This is a genomic window from Microbacterium sp. JB110, assembly GCF_003335195.1.
In the GTDB taxonomy this organism is placed as follows: Bacteria; Actinomycetota; Actinomycetes; order Actinomycetales; family Microbacteriaceae; genus Microbacterium.
This window is the reverse complement of the sequence record NZ_QPGM01000005.1, coordinates 1-18,056: the sequence shown is the minus strand read 5'-3', so window position 1 is coordinate 18,056 and position 18,056 is coordinate 1. Positions and strand designations below refer to the sequence as shown.

Annotated in this window: 19 protein-coding genes and 3 tRNA genes; 9 read left to right on the top strand and 13 right to left on the bottom strand. The window is 69.0% G+C overall.

The window, feature by feature from the left end:
- Positions 1 to 25: 25 nt before the first annotated feature.
- Both hpt and tilS read right to left on the bottom strand, forming a co-directional pair.
- On the bottom strand, positions 26 to 577 hold the full coding sequence (gene hpt, locus CIK77_RS09995) for a hypoxanthine phosphoribosyltransferase (RefSeq protein WP_087054173.1): 552 nt from the start codon (positions 575 to 577) through the stop codon (positions 26 to 28).
- Between the two features lie 89 nt (positions 578 to 666).
- The gene (gene tilS, locus CIK77_RS09990; protein WP_087054172.1) at positions 667 to 1,653 is read right to left on the bottom strand and encodes a tRNA lysidine(34) synthetase TilS; all 987 of its coding nucleotides are present in this window, start codon (positions 1,651 to 1,653) and stop codon (positions 667 to 669) included.
- A gap of 90 nt (positions 1,654 to 1,743) precedes the next feature.
- On the opposite strand from tilS, the gene ppa reads away from it, so the two are divergent.
- The gene (gene ppa, locus CIK77_RS09985) at positions 1,744 to 2,235 is read left to right on the top strand and encodes an inorganic diphosphatase (protein WP_087054171.1); all 492 of its coding nucleotides are present in this window, start codon (positions 1,744 to 1,746) and stop codon (positions 2,233 to 2,235) included.
- A gap of 264 nt (positions 2,236 to 2,499) precedes the next feature.
- Here the strand turns inward: ppa and CIK77_RS09980 are convergent, their stop codons facing one another.
- A complete protein-coding gene (locus CIK77_RS09980) occupies positions 2,500 to 3,924 on the bottom strand; it encodes a peptidoglycan DD-metalloendopeptidase family protein (RefSeq protein ID WP_258861466.1) in 1,425 nt (474 codons plus the stop codon).
- Between the two features lie 216 nt (positions 3,925 to 4,140).
- Here CIK77_RS09980 and CIK77_RS09975 point away from each other — a divergent pair.
- The 3 genes from CIK77_RS09975 to CIK77_RS09965 all read left to right on the top strand — a co-directional run bounded on the left by CIK77_RS09975 (position 4,141) and on the right by CIK77_RS09965 (position 4,457).
- Positions 4,141 to 4,213: transfer RNA gene (locus CIK77_RS09975), tRNA-Glu, on the top strand.
- Between the two features lie 28 nt (positions 4,214 to 4,241).
- Positions 4,242 to 4,315: transfer RNA gene (locus CIK77_RS09970), tRNA-Asp, on the top strand.
- Between the two features lie 69 nt (positions 4,316 to 4,384).
- Positions 4,385 to 4,457, top strand: a tRNA-Phe gene (locus CIK77_RS09965).
- A 102-nt stretch (positions 4,458 to 4,559) separates the two neighbouring features.
- Here the strand turns inward: CIK77_RS09965 and CIK77_RS09960 are convergent.
- Together CIK77_RS09960 and CIK77_RS18135 are read right to left on the bottom strand one after the other, a co-directional pair.
- The gene (locus tag CIK77_RS09960) at positions 4,560 to 4,991 is read right to left on the bottom strand and encodes a MepB family protein (protein WP_087054170.1); all 432 of its coding nucleotides are present in this window, start codon (positions 4,989 to 4,991) and stop codon (positions 4,560 to 4,562) included.
- Positions 4,992 to 5,094: 103 nt separating this feature from the next.
- Positions 5,095 to 5,511: a DUF2255 family protein gene (locus CIK77_RS18135; protein WP_087054169.1), complete on the bottom strand. Its 417-nt coding sequence runs from the start codon at positions 5,509 to 5,511 to the stop codon at positions 5,095 to 5,097.
- Positions 5,512 to 5,746: 235 nt separating this feature from the next.
- Here CIK77_RS18135 and CIK77_RS09950 point away from each other — a divergent pair, with 235 nt between their 5' ends.
- Positions 5,747 to 6,550 carry a CPBP family intramembrane glutamic endopeptidase gene (locus tag CIK77_RS09950; protein ID WP_087054168.1) on the top strand — a complete coding sequence of 268 codons (804 nt, stop codon included), beginning with the start codon at positions 5,747 to 5,749 and terminating at the stop codon, positions 6,548 to 6,550.
- A gap of 60 nt (positions 6,551 to 6,610) precedes the next feature.
- Here CIK77_RS09950 and CIK77_RS09945 read toward each other — a convergent pair whose 3' ends face one another.
- Complete coding sequence (locus CIK77_RS09945) at positions 6,611 to 7,282, bottom strand: helix-turn-helix transcriptional regulator (protein ID WP_087054167.1); 672 nt, start codon at positions 7,280 to 7,282, stop codon at positions 6,611 to 6,613.
- Positions 7,283 to 7,378: 96 nt separating this feature from the next.
- Here CIK77_RS09945 and CIK77_RS09940 point away from each other — a divergent pair, with 96 nt between their 5' ends.
- Positions 7,379 to 8,317, top strand: coding sequence for an oxidoreductase (locus CIK77_RS09940; protein ID WP_087054166.1), 939 nt, complete (start codon positions 7,379 to 7,381; stop codon positions 8,315 to 8,317).
- A 324-nt stretch (positions 8,318 to 8,641) separates the two neighbouring features.
- Positions 8,642 to 9,472 carry an EamA family transporter gene (locus CIK77_RS09935; RefSeq protein ID WP_087054165.1) on the top strand — a complete coding sequence of 277 codons (831 nt, stop codon included), beginning with the start codon at positions 8,642 to 8,644 and terminating at the stop codon, positions 9,470 to 9,472.
- Positions 9,473 to 9,491: 19 nt separating this feature from the next.
- Here CIK77_RS09935 and CIK77_RS09930 read toward each other — a convergent pair whose 3' ends face one another.
- From CIK77_RS09930 to CIK77_RS09920, 3 genes are all read right to left on the bottom strand, one after another.
- A complete protein-coding gene (locus CIK77_RS09930; RefSeq protein ID WP_087054164.1) occupies positions 9,492 to 9,770 on the bottom strand; it encodes a type II toxin-antitoxin system RelE/ParE family toxin in 279 nt (92 codons plus the stop codon).
- Positions 9,767 to 10,036: an antitoxin of toxin-antitoxin stability system gene (locus CIK77_RS09925; protein WP_087054163.1), complete on the bottom strand. Its 270-nt coding sequence runs from the start codon at positions 10,034 to 10,036 to the stop codon at positions 9,767 to 9,769. Before CIK77_RS09925 ends, CIK77_RS09930 begins: the two co-directional genes overlap by 4 nt.
- Before the next feature lie 181 nt (positions 10,037 to 10,217).
- Entirely contained in the window at positions 10,218 to 10,946 is a 729-nt protein-coding gene (locus CIK77_RS09920) for a DUF4287 domain-containing protein (protein WP_220224447.1), read from the bottom strand.
- Positions 10,947 to 11,181: 235 nt separating this feature from the next.
- Between CIK77_RS09920 and CIK77_RS09915 the strand changes: the two genes are divergently transcribed.
- Entirely contained in the window at positions 11,182 to 11,955 is a 774-nt protein-coding gene (locus CIK77_RS09915; RefSeq protein WP_114347248.1) for a DNA-formamidopyrimidine glycosylase family protein, read from the top strand.
- A gap of 332 nt (positions 11,956 to 12,287) precedes the next feature.
- Here CIK77_RS09915 and CIK77_RS09910 read toward each other — a convergent pair whose 3' ends face one another.
- The 4 genes from CIK77_RS09910 to CIK77_RS09895 all read right to left on the bottom strand — a co-directional run bounded on the left by CIK77_RS09910 (position 12,288) and on the right by CIK77_RS09895 (position 16,846).
- Positions 12,288 to 13,205: a hypothetical protein gene (locus CIK77_RS09910; protein ID WP_087054160.1), complete on the bottom strand. Its 918-nt coding sequence runs from the start codon at positions 13,203 to 13,205 to the stop codon at positions 12,288 to 12,290.
- On the bottom strand, positions 13,202 to 14,311 hold the full coding sequence (locus tag CIK77_RS09905; RefSeq protein WP_140403497.1) for a hypothetical protein: 1,110 nt from the start codon (positions 14,309 to 14,311) through the stop codon (positions 13,202 to 13,204). Before CIK77_RS09905 ends, CIK77_RS09910 begins: the two co-directional genes overlap by 4 nt.
- 178 nt (positions 14,312 to 14,489) lie before the next feature.
- Positions 14,490 to 16,076 carry a variant leucine-rich repeat-containing protein gene (locus tag CIK77_RS09900; RefSeq protein ID WP_087054158.1) on the bottom strand — a complete coding sequence of 529 codons (1,587 nt, stop codon included), beginning with the start codon at positions 16,074 to 16,076 and terminating at the stop codon, positions 14,490 to 14,492.
- A 242-nt stretch (positions 16,077 to 16,318) separates the two neighbouring features.
- Complete coding sequence (locus CIK77_RS09895) at positions 16,319 to 16,846, bottom strand: thioesterase family protein (RefSeq protein ID WP_087054273.1); 528 nt, start codon at positions 16,844 to 16,846, stop codon at positions 16,319 to 16,321.
- 203 nt (positions 16,847 to 17,049) lie between these two features.
- On the opposite strand from CIK77_RS09895, the gene trhO reads away from it, so the two are divergent.
- A complete protein-coding gene (gene trhO / locus CIK77_RS09890; RefSeq protein WP_087054272.1) occupies positions 17,050 to 17,943 on the top strand; it encodes an oxygen-dependent tRNA uridine(34) hydroxylase TrhO in 894 nt (297 codons plus the stop codon).
- The last annotated feature ends 113 nt before the right edge of the window (positions 17,944 to 18,056 follow it).

Below are 18,056 nucleotides of genomic sequence, written 5' to 3'. Positions count from 1 at the left end.
AACGCGGCGCCTGCTGGCCTTTGGTCTACTGGTAGACGTGCGGGGCGAGGATGGCGACATCCCGCAGGTTGCGGTACTTCTCGGCGAAGTCGAGTCCGTAGCCGACGACGAACTCGTTCGGGATGTCGAAGCCGAGGTAGCGGCAGTCGATCTCGACTTTGACCGCCTCCGGCTTGCGCAGCAGCGCGAACACTTCGACGGACTCGGCGCCGCGCTCGGCGAAGTTCTTCAGCAGCCAGCTCAGCGTCAGGCCCGAGTCGATGATGTCCTCGACGATGAGCACGTGGTAGCCGCCAAGGTCGGTGTCGAGGTCCTTGCGGATCTGCACCACACCGCTGGACTTCGTGCCTGCGCCGTAGCTGGAGACGGCCATCCAGTCCATCTCGATCTCGCGGCTGAGGTGGCGGGAGAAGTCGACCATGACCGTGGCCGCGCCCTTGAGCACGCCGACCAGCAGGAGCTTCTTGCCCGCGTAGTCCGACTCGACCTGACGAGCGATCTCGGCGAGTTTGGCGTTGATGTCCTCTTCTGTGACGAGAACGTCTGTGAGCTGATCGGTGATGTCCGCGGCGCGCATGTCCTCAAGTGTAGAAGGCCCGCCCCCGCGCGCCCGCCCGGAACTCTTCACGTCTCCCGCAGCGGGGAAGGCGGAGAGGTGAAGAGCTGTCAGCGCGAAGCGAGCACGACGCGGCCGGAGCGGCGCTCGGCGGTGAAGCCGGGCAGGTCGATCGGGCCCTGGCCGTGCCAGTCGGTGACCAGGCGCGCGATCTCGAGGGTCTGCCGCCTGGTGAGGCTCGCGCCGAATTCGCTCTGCGCGACGAGCCGGATGATCCGGTTCCGGATCGCGGGCGGGTTCGCCTCGAGCGCGGCGGCTGAGATCGCGATGCCCGCCTCCGCGTGCTCGACGATGTCCTCGATCGTCTCGTCGATCATGTCGGCGAAGGCCTCGTTGTCTTCGCGCAGCTGCTCCGCCGTGCGGGCGAGCGCCTCGGCGATGCCCGGCCCGAGCTCGGTCTCGAGCACCGGCAGCACGCGTTCGCGCACGCGCACCCGCGAGAAGCGGTCGTCGGCATTGTGCGGGTCGTGCCACGGCTCGATTCCGGATGCCGCGCAGAACGCACGGGTGTCGTCACGGCGCAGCGCGAGCAGCGGCCGCACCCAGGCGAGCCCGCGCTCGTCGACGCGACGCGACGCCATGCCCTGCAGGCTGCCCGCTCCCGCGCCCCTGGCCAGCGCCAGCAGCACGGTCTCCGCCTGGTCGTCGAGCGTGTGGCCGAGGATCACGGCGACCACTCCCGTCTCCGATGCGACGCGTGCGATGGCGCCGTAGCGGGCATCGCGCGCCGCAGCCTCCGGTCCGCCGTCGGAACCGACTTCGACGCGCGCGATCCGAGCATCCGGGATCTTCAGCGCCCGAGCCTGATCTGCCGCGCGCTCCGCCACCTCGTCCGAGGCAGCCTGAAGCCCATGATCGACCGTCACCGTCGCGATCTGAAGACCGAGCTTCTGCGCCTCGTGCGCCGCGGCCGCGGCGAGCGCGAGCGAGTCCGCGCCGCCTGAGAGCGCGACGAGCACAGTCGCCCCGCTGTCGGAGAACGGGCGGAGCGACTCGCGCACGGCGAGGCGGCAGGCGGCGATCGCGGGGTCGAGCATGGCTTCACGGTAGTACGCCTCAGCTGTTTCGCGACGTCGCCGGGTAGGCTGAGCGCGCCAGATCGGCAGACTTTCAAGGAGTTATCAGGCATGGGCGCATACGACGCTGTCATCGAGATTCCGCGCGGCAGTCGCGTGAAGTACGAGGTCGACCACGAGACCGGTCGGGTGTTCCTCGACCGTGTGCTGTACACGACCTTCGGCTACCCCTCCGACTACGGATTCTTCGAGAACACTCTCGGCGAGGACGGCGACCCGCTCGACGTGCTCGTCGTGATGGATCACTCGGTCTACCCCGGCGTCGGCGCGAAGGTTCGCCCCGTCGCCGTGCTGAAGATGAGCGACGAGGCCGGCGGCGACGACAAGGTCGTCGCGGTGCTCGCGAAGGACCCTCGCTGGGATCACATCCAGGACGTCGAGGACCTTCCCGAGTACACGCGGAAGGAGATCGGTCACTTTTTCGAGCACTACAAGGACCTCGAGCCGGGCAAGTGGGTCAAGGTCGACGAGTGGGCGGGCGCGGCCGAGGCCGAGCGGCTGGTCACCGAGGCGTTCGACCGCGCCAAGACGCAGGGCCACTGAGCCGCAGCTTCTTCTGGGAGGGTCCGCTTCGGCGGGCCCTCCCCTTTTGCGCGCTCCCGCGGGGCCGGTGCGAGGCGGGCTCCGGATGGCGTGGGCCAGCGGGTGCGCGGGGTCGCTGAGGCACGGCAGAATCGCCGAACCGCGGCAGAATCAGCCGGATTACGCCGTGTCTCAGCGAAAATGCAGTTGCTCAGCGCCGCTCGCCTGCGGGCCTCGACACCGACGGCATCCGCTCATCCGGATGTCGGGCATCCGGGAGCGCCGTCAGAGGTAGACGCCTCGTGCCGCCATGAACGGCGCCGGGTTGATCTGCCCACCGCCTTGGAAGACCTCGAAGTGCAGGTGGCATCCGAAGGAGTTGCCCGTGTTCCCTTCGTAGCCGATCACCTGTCCGGCCGAGACGCGCTGGCCGTAGCCGACCGCGATGTACGACTGGTGGCCGTATCCGGTTGCGATGCCGTTGCCATGATCGATCTTGACGAAGTTGCCGTACCCGCCGAGTCCGCCCGCCCAGACCACCGTTCCGGAGAACGCAGCGTAGAGCGGTGACCCGCAGCCGGCAGCGAGGTCGGTGCCCATGTGCCAGCCGCTGGAGCAGTAGCCGGTGCCGCACTGCACCATTCGAGGGCCGAATCCTGAGGTGAGACGTCCGCCGCTGGGGCGGACCCATCCGGAGCTGGAGCCGCCGCCTCCGCCGCCACCACCGCCGGTGTCTCCGGTGGACGTACCGCCACCGCCGCCGCCACCGCCGTTGTTGCTGTTCTTGTTCCTCTTGGCGCGCTCTTCGGCTTCCTTCTTGCGACGCTCTTCTTCCTTGCGGCGCTGCTCGGCCTCGTACTCCTTCTTGGCCTTGACGCCCTCTTTGTACTCCTTGACGGTCTTGCTCGTCTTGCCCTTCAGCGCCTCGAGCTGAGCTTCGAGGGTGACGAGGTGCTCCTCCTGCTGCGCAAGAGCGGCCTCGGCCTCCTGCTGCGCGGCGCGGGCCTCCTCGAGCTTCTTCTCGGCGACCTTCTGCAGCCGGTCACGCTCCTCGCGTGCCACTTCGGCCTGGTCGCTGAGCGCCTGCGCGGAGTCGCGCGCGGCGACAGCGTCTGCGCGAATCGCCTCGTTCTGCTCCGAGAGCTTGTCCATCTGGCCGAGTCGCGCGAGGAGATCGTCCGCGCTCGCGCCGGAGTCGGCGAACAGCACGCCGAGGGAGGTCTCGCTCCCGCTCGTGCGGGTGAGCTGCGCGGCGAGGCGTGCTGCAGCGAGCTCGGCCTCGTCGGCTGCCTTCGCGGCCTCGTCGGCCTGCTCCTGAAGCTCTTCGACTCGCTGAGCTGCGGCGAACGCGTCCTGCTGTGCCTCGTAGTACGCGTCTGCGGCGCGCTCGGCACGGGCCTGCGCGGCCGCGACGTTCTCCTTGAGCTGAGAGATCAGCCCTTCGATGCGGCGGGTCTCCGCCGCCTTGGCCGACTGGCTGCTGCGAGCAGACTCCACGTCGCCCCAGGTCGGATAGTCATCCGGATCGTACGCGGCGGCCGGCTTCGCGAACGCCGACACACTGCCGGCCGCGACACCCACAGCGCCTGCGGCAAGAGCGACGCGTCGTGTGACCGATCCCCAGAGCGAGCGACGCTCGGCCGCGGTCGGGGCGCACCCGCAATCCACCTCGGTAGCAGCGTCCATCGAGTCCTTCACCGCCTCTTTCACACGAGTCACAATAACAACACCATTCACAAACGTACCTGATTTGGGCGCGGACCGGCAGATTTTCTCTCGCACGCCGACTGCGGTGAGCACGGAGCGCACGCCCATCCTGCCCGGCGACACTCCCGGGCAGACGTCGGCGCGCCCTCGATTTGAAGATTCGCGGCGGATGTACGTATGCTTGGTTGTCGGCAACGGTGAGCCACACGGTTCACTCCCGGCCCCATCGTTTAGCGGCCTAGGACGCCGCCCTTTCACGGCGGTAGCACGGGTTCGAATCCCGTTGGGGTCACCGTACCGAACGACAACTTCATAATCATGGCCCTGTAGCGCAGTTGGTTAGCGTGCCGCCCTGTCACGGCGGAGGTCGCGGGTTCAAGTCCCGTCAGGGTCGCTCCAAGCGACGGGCCTTCTTTCGAGGAGGCCTTTTGCGTAGGATGCGGCAGATAGATGATTGCCGCATGGCTCTGTAGCTCAGTTGGTAGAGCGTTCGACTGAAAATCGAAAGGTCACCGGATCGACGCCGGTCGGAGCCACTGGGACCCCCGCGTAGCTTCTACATCGCGGGGGTTTCTTCGATTTCCGGGTTCTCCGACCGGATGCCCGCTCGCGAACCGCCACCAGCGCACCGTCCCGCCTCAGTACTCCCGGAACGCCGCCACCTGAGCTCGCTGCGCAGCCGCAGCCTGCCGGTTCAGCCCGTCGCACCAGCTCGGGTACACACGGAACCCGCGCTTGCCTGAGCCTCTCGCCGAAGTGACGCCCAACTCCGCGAGATGGTCGGCAGTGAATCGGAACACTCCGCGCCGGCCCTCCTGCTTCACGAAGACGAGCAAGCCTGCGGCCGGATCGTCGGAGCCGAACGGCTCGGTCTTCGCGTCTCCATTCCGTCGCCAGAAGGCAACGAACGCGCCCGGTTTGGTCGGTGTGTTCCGTGCCGTCCGGATGTGCCACATCCGGCCTTCGATCTCCACCGTGCCTGACTCGTAGTCGCTGTTCTGCAGTTCCGGGGAGACCTGCGCTGAGATCCCCGACTCGGCAGCGAACTCCTCGAATGCACTGTAGGTCACACGATTCAATCTACTGCGGCAGCGCGGCAGCAGCCGCACCCGCGGGCGCCGAACAACAGCCGGATGCGCTCTCGAGCCGACGCCCGTCGGCCGATGAATAGGGCTACGCCGCAGGCTCCACACGGAAGGTGCAGTCCAGCGCCTCCGGAGTGAGCATCGCACGCACGGACGAAGGTTCGGCCGCGGCGTACTTGCGCTCGACCTCGGCGTCGAGCGCGGGCTGGATCGCATCGTCCGACGCCACCTCGACGAGCGTGACATCGACACGCGGCAGGTCGAGCGCCGAGGCGCGGTCGCGCTCGGCGATGCTGCCGTCGCCGTCGACGAACGAGACCGGGCGCCCCGCGACGACATGGCGGTACCACCACGACTCCGGCCCGAATGCCGAGCGCACGTACGGCACACCGTCGACGACCATCGACCAGATCGCCGTCGCCGCCCGTTCGCCGTTCTTCCGCGTCGTGACGATCGCGACGACATCCGTCTCATTCAGCAGCTTCACCACATGTTCGAAGGCCATAGCACGACGCTACCGCGCAATCACGGGGGTCGGCGCGGACCGTGACAACCCGTACGCCACGACCTCGCCTGAGCGTGTGACGGATGACGATGCCGCGGCTCCGGAAGACGGACGCAGGAGACGTTTCGAGCGGAGAGAGGCGATGCGCTGCATGCCGTTGGTCTGGAGCGCACGCACCGGATGATCCCTCCGCAGAGGGATCCGCGGTTCCACCGCGCGGCGTAGCGTCGTGCGCATGATCCACCGCGCCTCTGGACCTGAGTCGATGCCCGCCCGCATCGCGCGCCCTGTCATCGTCTTCCTCGGTGCGACGGCACTGTCGAGCCTCGCGCTCCTCGGCGCGCAGGCGCTGCTCGGAATCGATGGGCGAGTGCTTGCGCTCGTGCAGTTCGCCCCTGCGATCGGCGCGCTCATCGCCCTCGCTGTCGGGAGGCGCGAACTGGGGGCTCTCCTTCCGCACGCGGTTCCGCATCGACGACTCGGTGCGCACATGCTTCTCGCGCTCGGCGCCAGCGCCGTGTACGCCGCTCTGCTCGCCGGAGCACTGCTTGCCGTCGCCGCCGGCAACCTCGTGGGAACGGATCCTGTCGCCGGCGTGCCCTTCGCTCTCTTCGCGCTTCTGCAGCTCTTCGGCGCGCTGGGCGAAGAGATCGGGTGGCGCGGCGTGCTGCAGCCGCTGTTCGAAGCGCGCCTGGCGCGGGTGTGGGCGTGCGTCGCCACCGGGCTCGTATGGGGCTTCTGGCACGTGCAGTTCCTCACGGATCCCCTCCTCGCTGCACTGTTCATCGCGTCAGCCGTCGCCCTGTCGATCCTGCTGGGCTGGGTCTCTCGCGGATCCTGGTGGCAGCGCGCGGCGATCGCCGGCACGATCCACTGGCTCGTCAATCTCGCCCTGCACGTTCTGGCCGGCGACGCGGTCGGCACGATGAGCGTCACACTCGCCTCGGCCGTCGCCGCGACCGGGACAGCGGTCGCCGTGCTGGTGCTGCTGCGCTTCGCCTCGCGACGAAGCACTGGCCTGCGCCGTCTCCGTCGCTGACCGCTCAGCGTTCCGGTCGCGGCAGCGCGTTCCGCCAGAGGACACGTCCGTCGTGCCGCGTCAGACCAGACCGAGCTCCCGCGCCCGCGAGCCCGCTTGGAATCGCGACTCCGCACCGAGCGCCGCCATGAGCTCAGCGACCCTGCGCCGATAGGTCCGCACACTCATCCCGAGCGTGCGCGCCGCCGTTTCGTCCTTGACGCCCTCGCTGAGCAGATCGAGCACGCGCGGGGCGAGCATCCGGATGTCCGCAACCTGCGCGTCGTACGCGTCGAGGTCGGTGGATGCGCGCCACGCGGATTCGAACAGTGACTCGACGCTGCGCACCGTGTCCGGCAGGGTGAGGATGCTGTACGAGCGCTCACCCGCACGGCGGCTTCCGGCGAGGATCGCCACCCGCCCGTCGAGGATGATCGTCTCATTGACGTCCTCGGTCGTCACGCGCACGTCGATCTCGCCAGGCAGATCCCGGATGATGGACATCCGCTGGTCCCATCCGGGTTCGAGCAGCGCGCTGCTGCGGTACAGCTTGCGCACTCGCGAATCGTGCGTCGGAGTGTGACCGAACGCGTTGCCACCGGCGGTGCCGTGGCGCCATCCCCAGCCGGCGAGATCGTTCGCGGCGCAGGTGATCTCCGTCGCGCTCTCGAACAGGTGCGCAGTGCGGCGGAACACCTCCTGCTCGCCGTGCACGACGGTGACGGCTTCTCCGGTTCGCGTCATGGTCTGCATGCCTCCACTCTGATCGCGGCCGGTGTGCCCCGACATCCGGTGGCAACAACCTGCCAGACGGAGAGATTCCCCTGCGCTTCCGAGCAGAGTATCGGCATGACCGCACAGACTGCACCCACCCTCACCGCCCGCGACTCCGGAACATGGACCATCGGCGACCACACCGTGAATCGAATCGGCTTCGGCGCGATGCGCCTGACCGGCATGCCGTGGGACGAGAAGCCCCGCGACCGCGACGCCGCCATCGCCGTCGTGCGCCGGGCCGTCGAGCTCGGCGTGAACCACATCGACACGGCCGCGTTCTACTTCGTTCCCACCCGCTCCGCCAACGAGATCATCGGCACCGCACTGCACCCGTACCCGGATGACGTGCTGATCGCCACCAAGGTCGGCCCCGCACGACCCCGATCAGGGTCCTTCGAGTTCGAGCCGTACGCCCGCCCTGACCAGTTGCGCGAACAGGTCGAGGAGAACATCCGCCAGCTCGGCGTCGACGCGATGGGCCTGGTGAACCTGCGCTGGGGCGCCGGCATGGGCAAGGAGTCGGGCTCGGTCGCCGAGCACGTCGGCGCACTCTCTGACCTGCGCGACGCCGGCCTGCTGCGCAGCATCGGAGTCTCGAACGTCTCGACCGAGCAGCTCGCCGAGGCCATCGACACGACACCGATCGCGAGCGTGCAGAACCGCTACGGTCTGACCGAGCGCGACGATGACGGCGTGCTCGCCCTCGCCCGCGAGCGCGGGGTCGCCTTCGTGCCGTTCTTCTCGATGGGCCGCTCGCTGCCGAACGCCGTTCCGGGTGCGGAGGCCGATGAGACGGGCGCCGACGAGGTCGCGGCCATCGCCGAGTCCCACGGCGCGACGCCGACGCAGATCCGCCTCGCCTGGACCCTGCACCAGGGCGAGAACGTGCTCGCGATCCCGGGAACCGGCGACCTCGCGCACCTGGAGCAGAACGTCGCCGCCGGCGCCATCCGCCTGACGGACGAGGAGCTCGCGACGCTCGACGGGATCGCCGCCGGCGCGCAGCGCTGAGCACGCGCGTCCGCGCACCGACGACGGGCTCGGTGCGAGAAGCGGACCCTGGAGTCGGGTTCCTGCGGTTCCATGCGAATCGCAGGAACCCGCCCGCCGCGACGCGGTGCCCGATGGATTCACTGTTCGGATTCACTATTCTGCACTCTGTGGATACGAACGCACCGAGTCGCCCTCGCGCGACCGACGCGCGGGCACCGGTCGGAGCCTCCGGGGGCCCGAGCCCCTTCTCGCGCGCATGACGATCCGGATGCCCCTCCCGCACGCACGGGCGGTCGCCCCGTGATCGGTCGTCGCGGATCAACGGCCGTCCCACCGTGGTCGATGGCCGTGATCGCGATGCTGGCGATCCAACTGTCCAACGCCCTCTCGATGAACATCGTGGAGCAGGTCGGCCCCGCCGGCACCACCTGGCTGCGGATGTGCTTCGGCGCCGTCTTCCTCGTGCTCATCGCGCGCCCATCCATCCGGAATCTGCGCCGGAAGGACGTGCCGGCGCTCCTCGCGCTCGGCGCCGCCACCGGCGGGATGACGACATTCTTCCTCTCAGCGGCCGACCGGATCCCGCTCGGCACGGCTGTCGCAATCGAGTTCCTCGGCCCGCTCACCGTCGCCGCACTGACCAGCAAGAACCGCAAGGCACTCCTCTGGCCGGTTCTCGCGCTCATCGGAGTCGTGCTGCTGACCGAACCGTGGCACGGCAGGATCGACCTCCTCGGCGTGCTGTTCGCTCTGATCGCGGGAATCTGCTGGGGGCTCTACAACCTGCTCACCCAGCACGTCGGCGACCGGTTCTCTGGACTCAGCGGCCTGGCGCTGACGATCCCGATCTCGGCCGTGGTCACCCTCCCCCTCGGCCTCACCCAGGTGGTCACAGGCGACCTGGCCTGGTGGGTGCTCCCCGCCGCCGCGGGCATCGCCCTGATCACGCCCGTGATCGCCTTCGGACTCGAGATGGCGGCGCTGCGGCGGATGACGCACACGGCATTCGGAACGCTGCTGTCGATCGAACCCGCGTTCGGCGTTCTGATGGGCCTGCTCGTGCTCGGTCAGACCCCGGCGGTGTTCCAGTTGGTGGGCATCGCCCTGGTCATCGTCGCCGGCGCGGCCGCTCAGCGCGACGGTGCGCGCCAGCGGGAGCCCGCACCGGAGTGAGACGGTGCCGGATGGTGCGTCACCGGCCCGGCCACCGCCTCGACGTATGCACCAGCGCGAGGATCCGGATCTCCTCGTCGACCGCCTCATACACCAGTCGGTATCGCGGCACAGGGAAGAGTTCACGCGTACCGGCGATCAGTCCGGACCTCCCCATGGTCGGGAAATCTGCCAACGCCGCGGCCGCACGGCTGAATTCCTCGTCGAGACGCGCGGCTGCCCGCGGGTCGTCAGCCGCGACGTACTCCCAGATCGCGGCGCGATCATCGCGCGCGCCGGGCGCCCAACGAACGATCATGCCGCATTCGCCCTACGGCGTGCGAACTCCTCCTCGATGTCGTCATTCGAGATGCCTTCGCCCGAATACATCGACGCACGCGCTGCATGCACCTTCGCTTCGAGATATGCCTCATAGTCGCGAGCCTCGCGCTGCCGCTGCACAAAATCACGCATCAGATCACGGGCGATCTGCGATGCGGGGCGATGTGCGGCCGCCGCCTCCGCCATGAACTCGTCGCGCAGCTCTTCCTCGAGCTTCATCGTGAAGACCGCTTGCTTCGCCATCGCTTCGACTCCTTGCGTATACACGACGTATATACATCATCATACGTGCTGCGATCGTCACGGGCGATGTCTGTTCGGCACCGCGAAACGGGCACAACCACCCCATACCGGACGGCCGTAGCTGAGCCGGTCATGCCGCAAGCGATCGCGATCATCTCGGCGGAGGCCGCGGTGCCCCGCGTCAGCCCAGCCCGGCGAGCCAGTCCGCCCAGCGCGCCTTCCACAGCTCGCCGTCATCCGGCGTCGGCAGCTTCTCGTGCGTCACGGTCAGTCGCACCCTGTCCTTCGCAGGGTCGAGTGCGAAGGCGACGATGCCCACCGGCTCGTCATCGTGCGCCGCGTCGAAGCGCAGGCTCTTCGCCGTGGACTTCGAGCGCAGCGTCGTGGCGACATCCGGAATCAGCTCGCCCCGGCGCGCGTCATCGAGCAGCGCAGCCCGGAAGTCGGCAGCATCGAGATCGAGTACGCGGGTGCGGCTCACCGTGAATGTGCCGTCGGTCATCTCGCCCGGCAGCCGGATGCCGGTGATCCGCTCATAGCCGACCGTCACGCTCTGCGCCCACCACGACCCGACGCCGTGCTCATCGCGCACCCATGTCGCGATCGCCGTGTGCCCGGCGTCGCGCCCAGGGCCGGCGTCGACGAGTGCGACCCATTCGTCCCAGCCGTGACCGGTGCTCTTCCGGATGGCCTCCTCGCTCGCCTCCGGCTGCGACACCCAGGCGGCAGGCCCCTGCGTCTGTTCGATCAGCGCCCGGCGCGCGGCGCTGTACCGCTCGCCGGTCTTGGCCATCCGGGCTCGAATGCGCTTCTTGAAGCTCTCCTGCGTGGTCATCATCACTCCGTGTTCCGCGACGCCGTCACCGACTCGCGCCCGGCACACCGCATCGCCCACGGTTCGATGTTCCACACGTCGAGCATTCGAGATCCCCTTTGCCTCCGCCGCCGGAGCGGCCCCGGAGGCGCGAGCACCGGGTCGGAGGTCGGGCGGAACGCGCCGCCCTGCATTCAGAGTAGAGCCGCAGCAGCAGACCGCACAAGGAGATCTCCAGCAAAGCACCTGGACCGCCACAGGCACGGCAACGGAAACGACGAGGCCGGCCCGTAGGGACCTCGCCCTATGCTGAACCGGGGAAGGAGCCACCATGCCGGAGGGCGACAGTGCGCATCGCGCCGCGCGGGCGCTGCACGCCGCTCTCGCGGATGACGTGCTCACGCGCTTCGATCTGCGCGTGCCCCGGGTGGCGACCGCCGACCTCCGCGGCGAGCGCGTCGAGAGCGTGCGCGCGGTGGGCAAGCACATCCTGCACCGGATCGGGAGCACCGTACTGCACACTCACCTCAAGATGGAGGGCGAGTGGCACGTGCACCGGCTGGGCGAGCGCTGGCGGCGGCCTGGCTTCCGGGCCAGAGCGATCCTCGACACGGCAACGCGCAGCACGGTCGTCTTCGACCTCGGCATCGTCGAACTCCTCCCCCGCGAGCGCGAGCACGAGATCACCGACCGCCTCGGCCCCGACCCCCTCGACGACGCGTGGGACCCGGATGAGGCCGTCCGCCGGCTCGGCGCCGACCCTCGCCCCGCGCACGTCGCGCTGCTCGACCAGGGCAACGTCGCCGGTTTCGGCAATGAGTACGCCAACGAGCTGCTGTTCCTGCGCGGCATCGACCCCCGCACCCCGATGACCGCCGTCGACGTCGCGCCGCTCGTCGACCTCGGCGCCCGCGCCATCCGGAGCAATCTCGACCGCCGCGTGCGCACCTTCACCGGCGACACTCGCCGTGGCCAGGGGCGCTGGATCCACGACCGCGGGGGCCGGCCGTGCCGACGCTGCGGCACCCTGATCGAGGAGATCGCGCTCGGCGCTCGGCCTGATGCGCAGCGCCGTGTGTTCTGGTGTCCAGCCTGCCAGCGGTGATCGGGCGGCTGCGGTGAGCGGCGTGCACGTTCCGGTTCCCGAAAGTGCGCCACCGCCGCGGTTTTGGAGCAATTTGGCACACCGGAGGCGGTCGGCGACGCCGGGAAGTACGATCCGCTGCGCCTGAAGGCGCGCACACGTCGTGTTGCGCCGCGTGACGGCGCGGTTGCGGAGGGGCGTGGGCTGCGTCAGAGTGGAGCGCGATCGACATCACTATGTGTTGAGGCATCGGGCGGCATCCCGCGCCTCGACTCCGGATGCCGCGGCCGATTCGCACCCGGCCCGCGGCATCCGGATCTTCGTGCGAGCGTTGTCCGCCGTCGATCCGCTCGTCAGGGCGCAGCCGTGAAGCCGCAGGCCTGCTCGCCGAACGCAGTGGCACCATCAGGCTCGACGTGCATGAACGCGAAGAACGACATCTCGTCGGACCACACCAGCGCGAGGTCGTCGCGCGGCGCATCGGAGAGACCGAGCGGCAGGAACCAGCTGTCGGCGGCCACGGCCGTGTCGGCACCCTCGACCGGAGCCACTGTGACGTCGGTCTCGGTCATCGCCTCACCGTCCTGCCAAGAGCTGCGCGGGCAGTGCCCGCCCCACGCCGCGATCGGCTCACTCTGCACCGGATAGGCCTCCCCGCCGAACTCGCGCACGTCGACGGTGCGGGCGAACTCCTCGGAGCTGCCGTCGGCGCACACGTCGATGCCGAGCGAGGGATCGTACAGCGTGCCCTCGATGCGCAGCCCCTCGTCAACAGCGGTCACGCTCGTGATCGAGTCGCCGCAGCGCGACGCCCGCGCTATCGGGTACTCCAGCTGAGACGCGGAACCGTCCTCTGCCCCGAGCCAGACATACCAGAGCCTTTCGAATCCGTTCCCGTCGAGCTGGTCGATCGTCACCGCGAGGTCGAGCAGACCGTCGCCGTTGAGGTCGGCAGGCACGTCCTCCTCGCCCGCTGTGTAGATCCGGCCGATGTCATCCGTGGCGGCGCCCGCCGCGATCGTCACCGCGATCGGTTCGCGCAGACCCTCCGGTGAGTACAGCCACTCCGCGTCCGCGACGACCGCGCGCAGCTCATCCTCTGTGGGACCGGTGGGCTCGGTCTCGGCCGTCGCAGTGGGTGCCGCTTCCGTCGGCGTCGGCGTGCTCTCATCCGGGTCCTGACTTCCCGTCCCCGTGTCGGCGCAGGCGGCGAGCCCCACCGCCAAGCCCGCAATCGCCAGCAGCGCGGCCGCGCGCCTGCCGCCGGTCATCGCCCCGCTCCGATCGCCGCACGCGGATCCGCCGCCGCCAACGGGGCCGTGGTCGCCGCGCTCAGCGCCTGCGCGAGCATCTCGGGGAAGCGCGCCGGGTACGTCTCAAGGCGGGCTGCACCGTTGATGCTGAGGCTCGTGACGAGAAGCGCATTGCGCCCCATCACCATCCCCGCGATGGCAACGGGTTCCCGCTCGCCTATCGGTCGGGAATGGATCGCTTTGAGGCGATCTGTGACATACGAGATGTCACCGGGCGCGAACTGCGCGACGACGTTCTCGACGTACGCCCACACGGCACCACCGGAGTGCGTCTCCGGGCCTCCCACGCGATAGCAGACGGCGCCGACGAGATCCCGGATGACGCCCTCCGCAGCAGGCCGCGACAACGAGATGGCGCGGATCGTGTCGCGCTGGCCGGATGCGTCGGTCGTCTCGAACACCGAGAACAATGCGTCGCCCATCAGATTCGCCCGCGTGGTCTGCGACAGCACCGACTCCTCGGTGCCCGTGGTGCGGCTCGTGGAGTCGGTCACTCCTGTGGAGCTGCCGTAGTAGTTCGACTGCGCCACGCTGCTCGTGCCCATACCTCCTGTGCCGTGCACCGCGGTGCCGGACTGCGACGAGTGCGTCACACCGAACGTGCGTGTGGTGGTGTTGATCGTGGTGAGCACCTGCCCCTGCGTGTCCTGGTCGAAGTGCCGGTCGACCTCGATCACTGTCGCGCCGCTCACGTGCGTGAGCGAGCCGTCAGACGCGTAGGCCTCGGAGCGCGAACGATTCAGGAGCTGACCGATCGCCTGGGTGAGAGCGATGGAACGCCTGCGGTCCTCGCGATCGAACGCCCGTGCCCGCAGCTCGGCGACGAGCCCGATGACGAAGAAGATGAGCCCGAGCAGGAAGAACAGCCCGCCGAAGAAACCACTCATCAGGAACGTCTGCGCGAAGGGCGGCGCCTCCGGCGCGGAGGAGAGGAAGCTCGCAAGAGCCGCGGAGCACAGGAACCACACGACCAGCAGGACGATGCCCCAGATGAACATTCCCCGCTTGCGCTTTCGGCGAGCAACGGGGGACATTCCGCGATATGGACTCGCTGAAACGCTCATCATCGGTTCCTCTCATACCGGAGTATCGCAATCCACCGGTCTTGAGGCTGAGATTAGCAGTCCCCGGGTCCACTGTCAGCAGGCACTGGGCCCGCAGTCGAGCGCATGATCGGCGCCGCAGGAATGCGGAAGCGCCCCACCCCGGATGATCGGGCGAGGCGCTTCTGCGGAACGCGGTCTACTGCTGGCCGTACGGGTTCTGCGGCGGCTGCGGGTACTGCTGCTGCGGGGGCTGCTGGCCGTACGGCGCCGGCTCTCCCTGCGGCTGAGCGGGAGGCTGACCCGGTTGGCCGTAGGGCGCCCCGCCCGGATACGGCTGACCGCCCTGCGCGTACGGCGCCTGGCCATGCTGCTGGCCGGGCTGTGGCTGCACAGGAGCCTGACCGCCCTGCGCGTACGGCGGCTGTCCCGCATACGGCTGGCCAGGCTGCTGTCCGAAGGCCGCCGCTCCCGGCTGGCCTGGCACCGGGTACGGCTGCGGCGAGCGCGGCTGCTTCTTCTGCGTCGGCATCACCATGGCGATGCCCGCAGCGAGCATCAGGATCGACAGGATGAGCAGCAGGTACACGCCGAAGCCGACGTCGGCGCTCACGCCGAGGCCGATACCGGCCGCTTCGCCTGCACCGCTGAACACCGCGATCGAGTCGATGATGCCGATCACCGCAGCCAGCATGCCCAGAGCCGCTGCCGTGATGCGGGCCCAGGTCGCCTTCATCACGATGGCGACGACGTTTGCCGCGATCACGAGCACCAGGACCACCAGCAGCAGCACGCCGTCGCCGCCGGATTCCCACAGGTTGACGCTCTGTGACATCCCCGCGGCGGACACCGAGACGGCGGGCAGGAAGATCGGAATGATCGACAGCAGCGCGAGCGCCGGGAGCACGAAGCCCGCAATCGAGACGAGCTTCGCCATCGGGGTGGTGTTCTTCTCGTTCACGGCCTTCTGGAAGTCGCTCGCCGCGCCCTGTGCCGCCGGGGCCACACGCTGCTGGAAGAAGTCCTTCGCGCCGGACGCCATCTGCTGAGCACCCGCGGAGACCTTCTCCCACGATTCGTCCCGCTGCCGCGGCTGGCCGATCTGGCCGGCGGCGACCGCCGCCTGGTACTCGGCCGTGCTCGGGTCACGACCCGCACGCTGGCGGAAGTCCTCTGCCCACTGGTCGGGGCTGATGGGTCCCGGACGCTCGGGCTGCTGCTGCCCCGCTGTCGGCTGCTGCGCGTACGGCGGCTGACCGCCCTGCGTCGGCTGCTGTGCGTACGAAGGCTGACCAGGTGCAGGCTGCTGTCCGTACGGCGACTTACCCGGCTCGCCCTGCGGTTGCCGCTGCGGTGCACCGGCGGTGCCCGGCGCAGCCTGGGGCGGATAGCCCGGCTGTCCGCCCCACTGCTGCTGTGGCGCGGCACCCGGTTGCGCTGCCGCGCCATAGGACGCATCGTTCTGCTGCTGCGCAGGGTGCTGACCAGACGCGCCTTGCTGCCCGTACGGCGACTGCTGTCCGTAGCCCGTTGCCGACTGCGCGTTCTGCGCCTCGGCTGCTGCCGCATCCGGAGCCTGCCCGTATGCCGGCTGCGCCGGCGGGGTCTCTGCCTGCGGCGCGCTCGCCGCCTGCACGCCGTGCGCCCTCAGCCAGTCGGCGAGCGCGGGGTAGCAGTTCGGGTGCGCGAGCACGGCAGGGCGCAGGTCGGGCCGTGCCGTGGCGAGTTGGCCGAGCGTGGCCTGATCGAACTGCGGGTCACGCAGCAGATCCTGCTCGGTGTACATCGAAAGGTCTTGGTCAGGCATCATTCCCCCAGGTCGTGCTGCGACCGGAGGCTGAACCGGCCGACCGCCGCACCCGAGGGCACGGCGAACGCCGCAAGCCTATCGCCCCACAGACAACGCCATGGAGGGGCAGAACTCCCCACGCCCCGACAGCCCCGCACCTCCAGCCGCTCCGGTGCGAGGAATCGCCGCCACGCCTCGGGCACTGCGGCAGGATGCCGCACCCGAGCAACTCGGCGCGCTCAGCTCTCCGACGAGGAGATCCGGACGGATGCGGCCCAGTCCGCGACCCACGACGGCAGCTCGATGTCGGCGGGTGCATCGCCAGACGCCTCCAGCAGCTCGGCCGTGCTGACCGTTCCGCCCGAGCGCTTGAGGAACCGCGCCTGCACGACGGCGCGGGCGATGAGCTTCCCGCCGCGGCGGAACTCCTGCTGCATGTACGCCGCACGCTCGTCGAATCCGAGCACGCGAGTGGTCACCACGAAGCGCTGCCACAGCTTCAGCGAGCGCTTGTAGGTGATGGTCTGCGCACCGACGACGGGGTACCAGCCGCGCCGGGTCACTTCCTGCATGTATCCGGATCGCACCGTGAGATCGGTGCGCGCCAGATCCATCAGGCCGAGGTAGCGGGCGTTGTTCATGTGCAGCAGCGGGTCGAGATCGGTCGGCCACACCCGGAACGGGGTGCGCGTCTGGCTCCACAGCGAGACGCGCGGCGCTCGGCGCAGACGGAGGGTGAGCAGGAGCAGCCGGAAGTACAGATTCACACCGCTCAGTACATCAGCAGCGGACGACATCCGGTGCGGCCGTCGTCGAGGTCGCACAAATCGTGCCCGGCTCGCACGCGAAGAGCCGTCTGCGCGGCACCAACGATCTGCACGAAGCAGCGCCCCGCTCCCGGCTCGAGCGCCCGACGGACCGTCTCATCCGGTCACACCCGTCGCCCATCCGGCTCTCGTATTCTGGGAGCGTGCACGCGAAGATCCTGCTCTACTACGTCTTCACGCCGATCGCCGACCCCGACGCGATCCGGCTGTGGCAGCGCGACCTGTGCGAGTCGCTGGGGCTGCGCGGGCGCCTGCTGATCTCGCGGCACGGGCTCAACGGCACCCTCGGCGGCGAGATGTCGGCGCTGAAACGGTACGTGCGCAAGACCAAGGAGTACGCCGCGTTCAAGGGCATCGACTTCAAGTGGTCGGAGGGCACCGGGCTCGACGACGACGGCGCGAGCCGTGACTTCCCACGGCTGTCGGTGAAGGTGCGCGACGAGATCGTGTCGTTCGGAGCTCCGGATGAGCTGGTCGTCGACGAGGCGGGCGTGGTCGGCGGCGGCGCCCATCTGGCCCCGGATGAGCTGAACCGGCTGGTCGACGAGCGCGACGACGTGGTGTTCTTCGACGGCCGCAACGCGTTCGAGGCCGAGATCGGCCGGTTCGACGGCGCGGTCGTTCCGGACGTCGCCACGACGCACGACTTCGTCGCCGAGCTCGACTCGGGCAAGTACGACCATCTCAAGAACAAGCCGATCGTCACCTACTGCACCGGCGGCATCCGGTGCGAGGTGCTGTCGAGCCTGATGCTGAAGCGCGGTTTCGGCGAGGTGTATCAGCTCGACGGCGGCATCGTGCGCTATGCCGAGAAGTTCGGCAACGACGCATTGTGGCGCGGTTCGCTGTACGTGTTCGACGGTCGGGAGTCGCTGGCGTTCGGCGACGAGGTGATCGGCAGCTGCGCCTCGTGCGGCGAGGCGAGCGACCGGATGATCGACTGCGCCGACGACGCCTGTCGCGCCAGGGTGGTGCTGTGCGAAAGCTGCGGCGAACGCGCCGCCTGCCGCGAGCACGCCGCGGCGCTGCAGGCGTAGCCGTCACCACGTTCCGGAGCGCGGCATCGACCTGAAGTCACCGGGTTCAATTCTTCATTTCTGGCACATTTCCGGTGCTGTGCGCCCCATGAGATGTGCCAGAAATGAAGAAT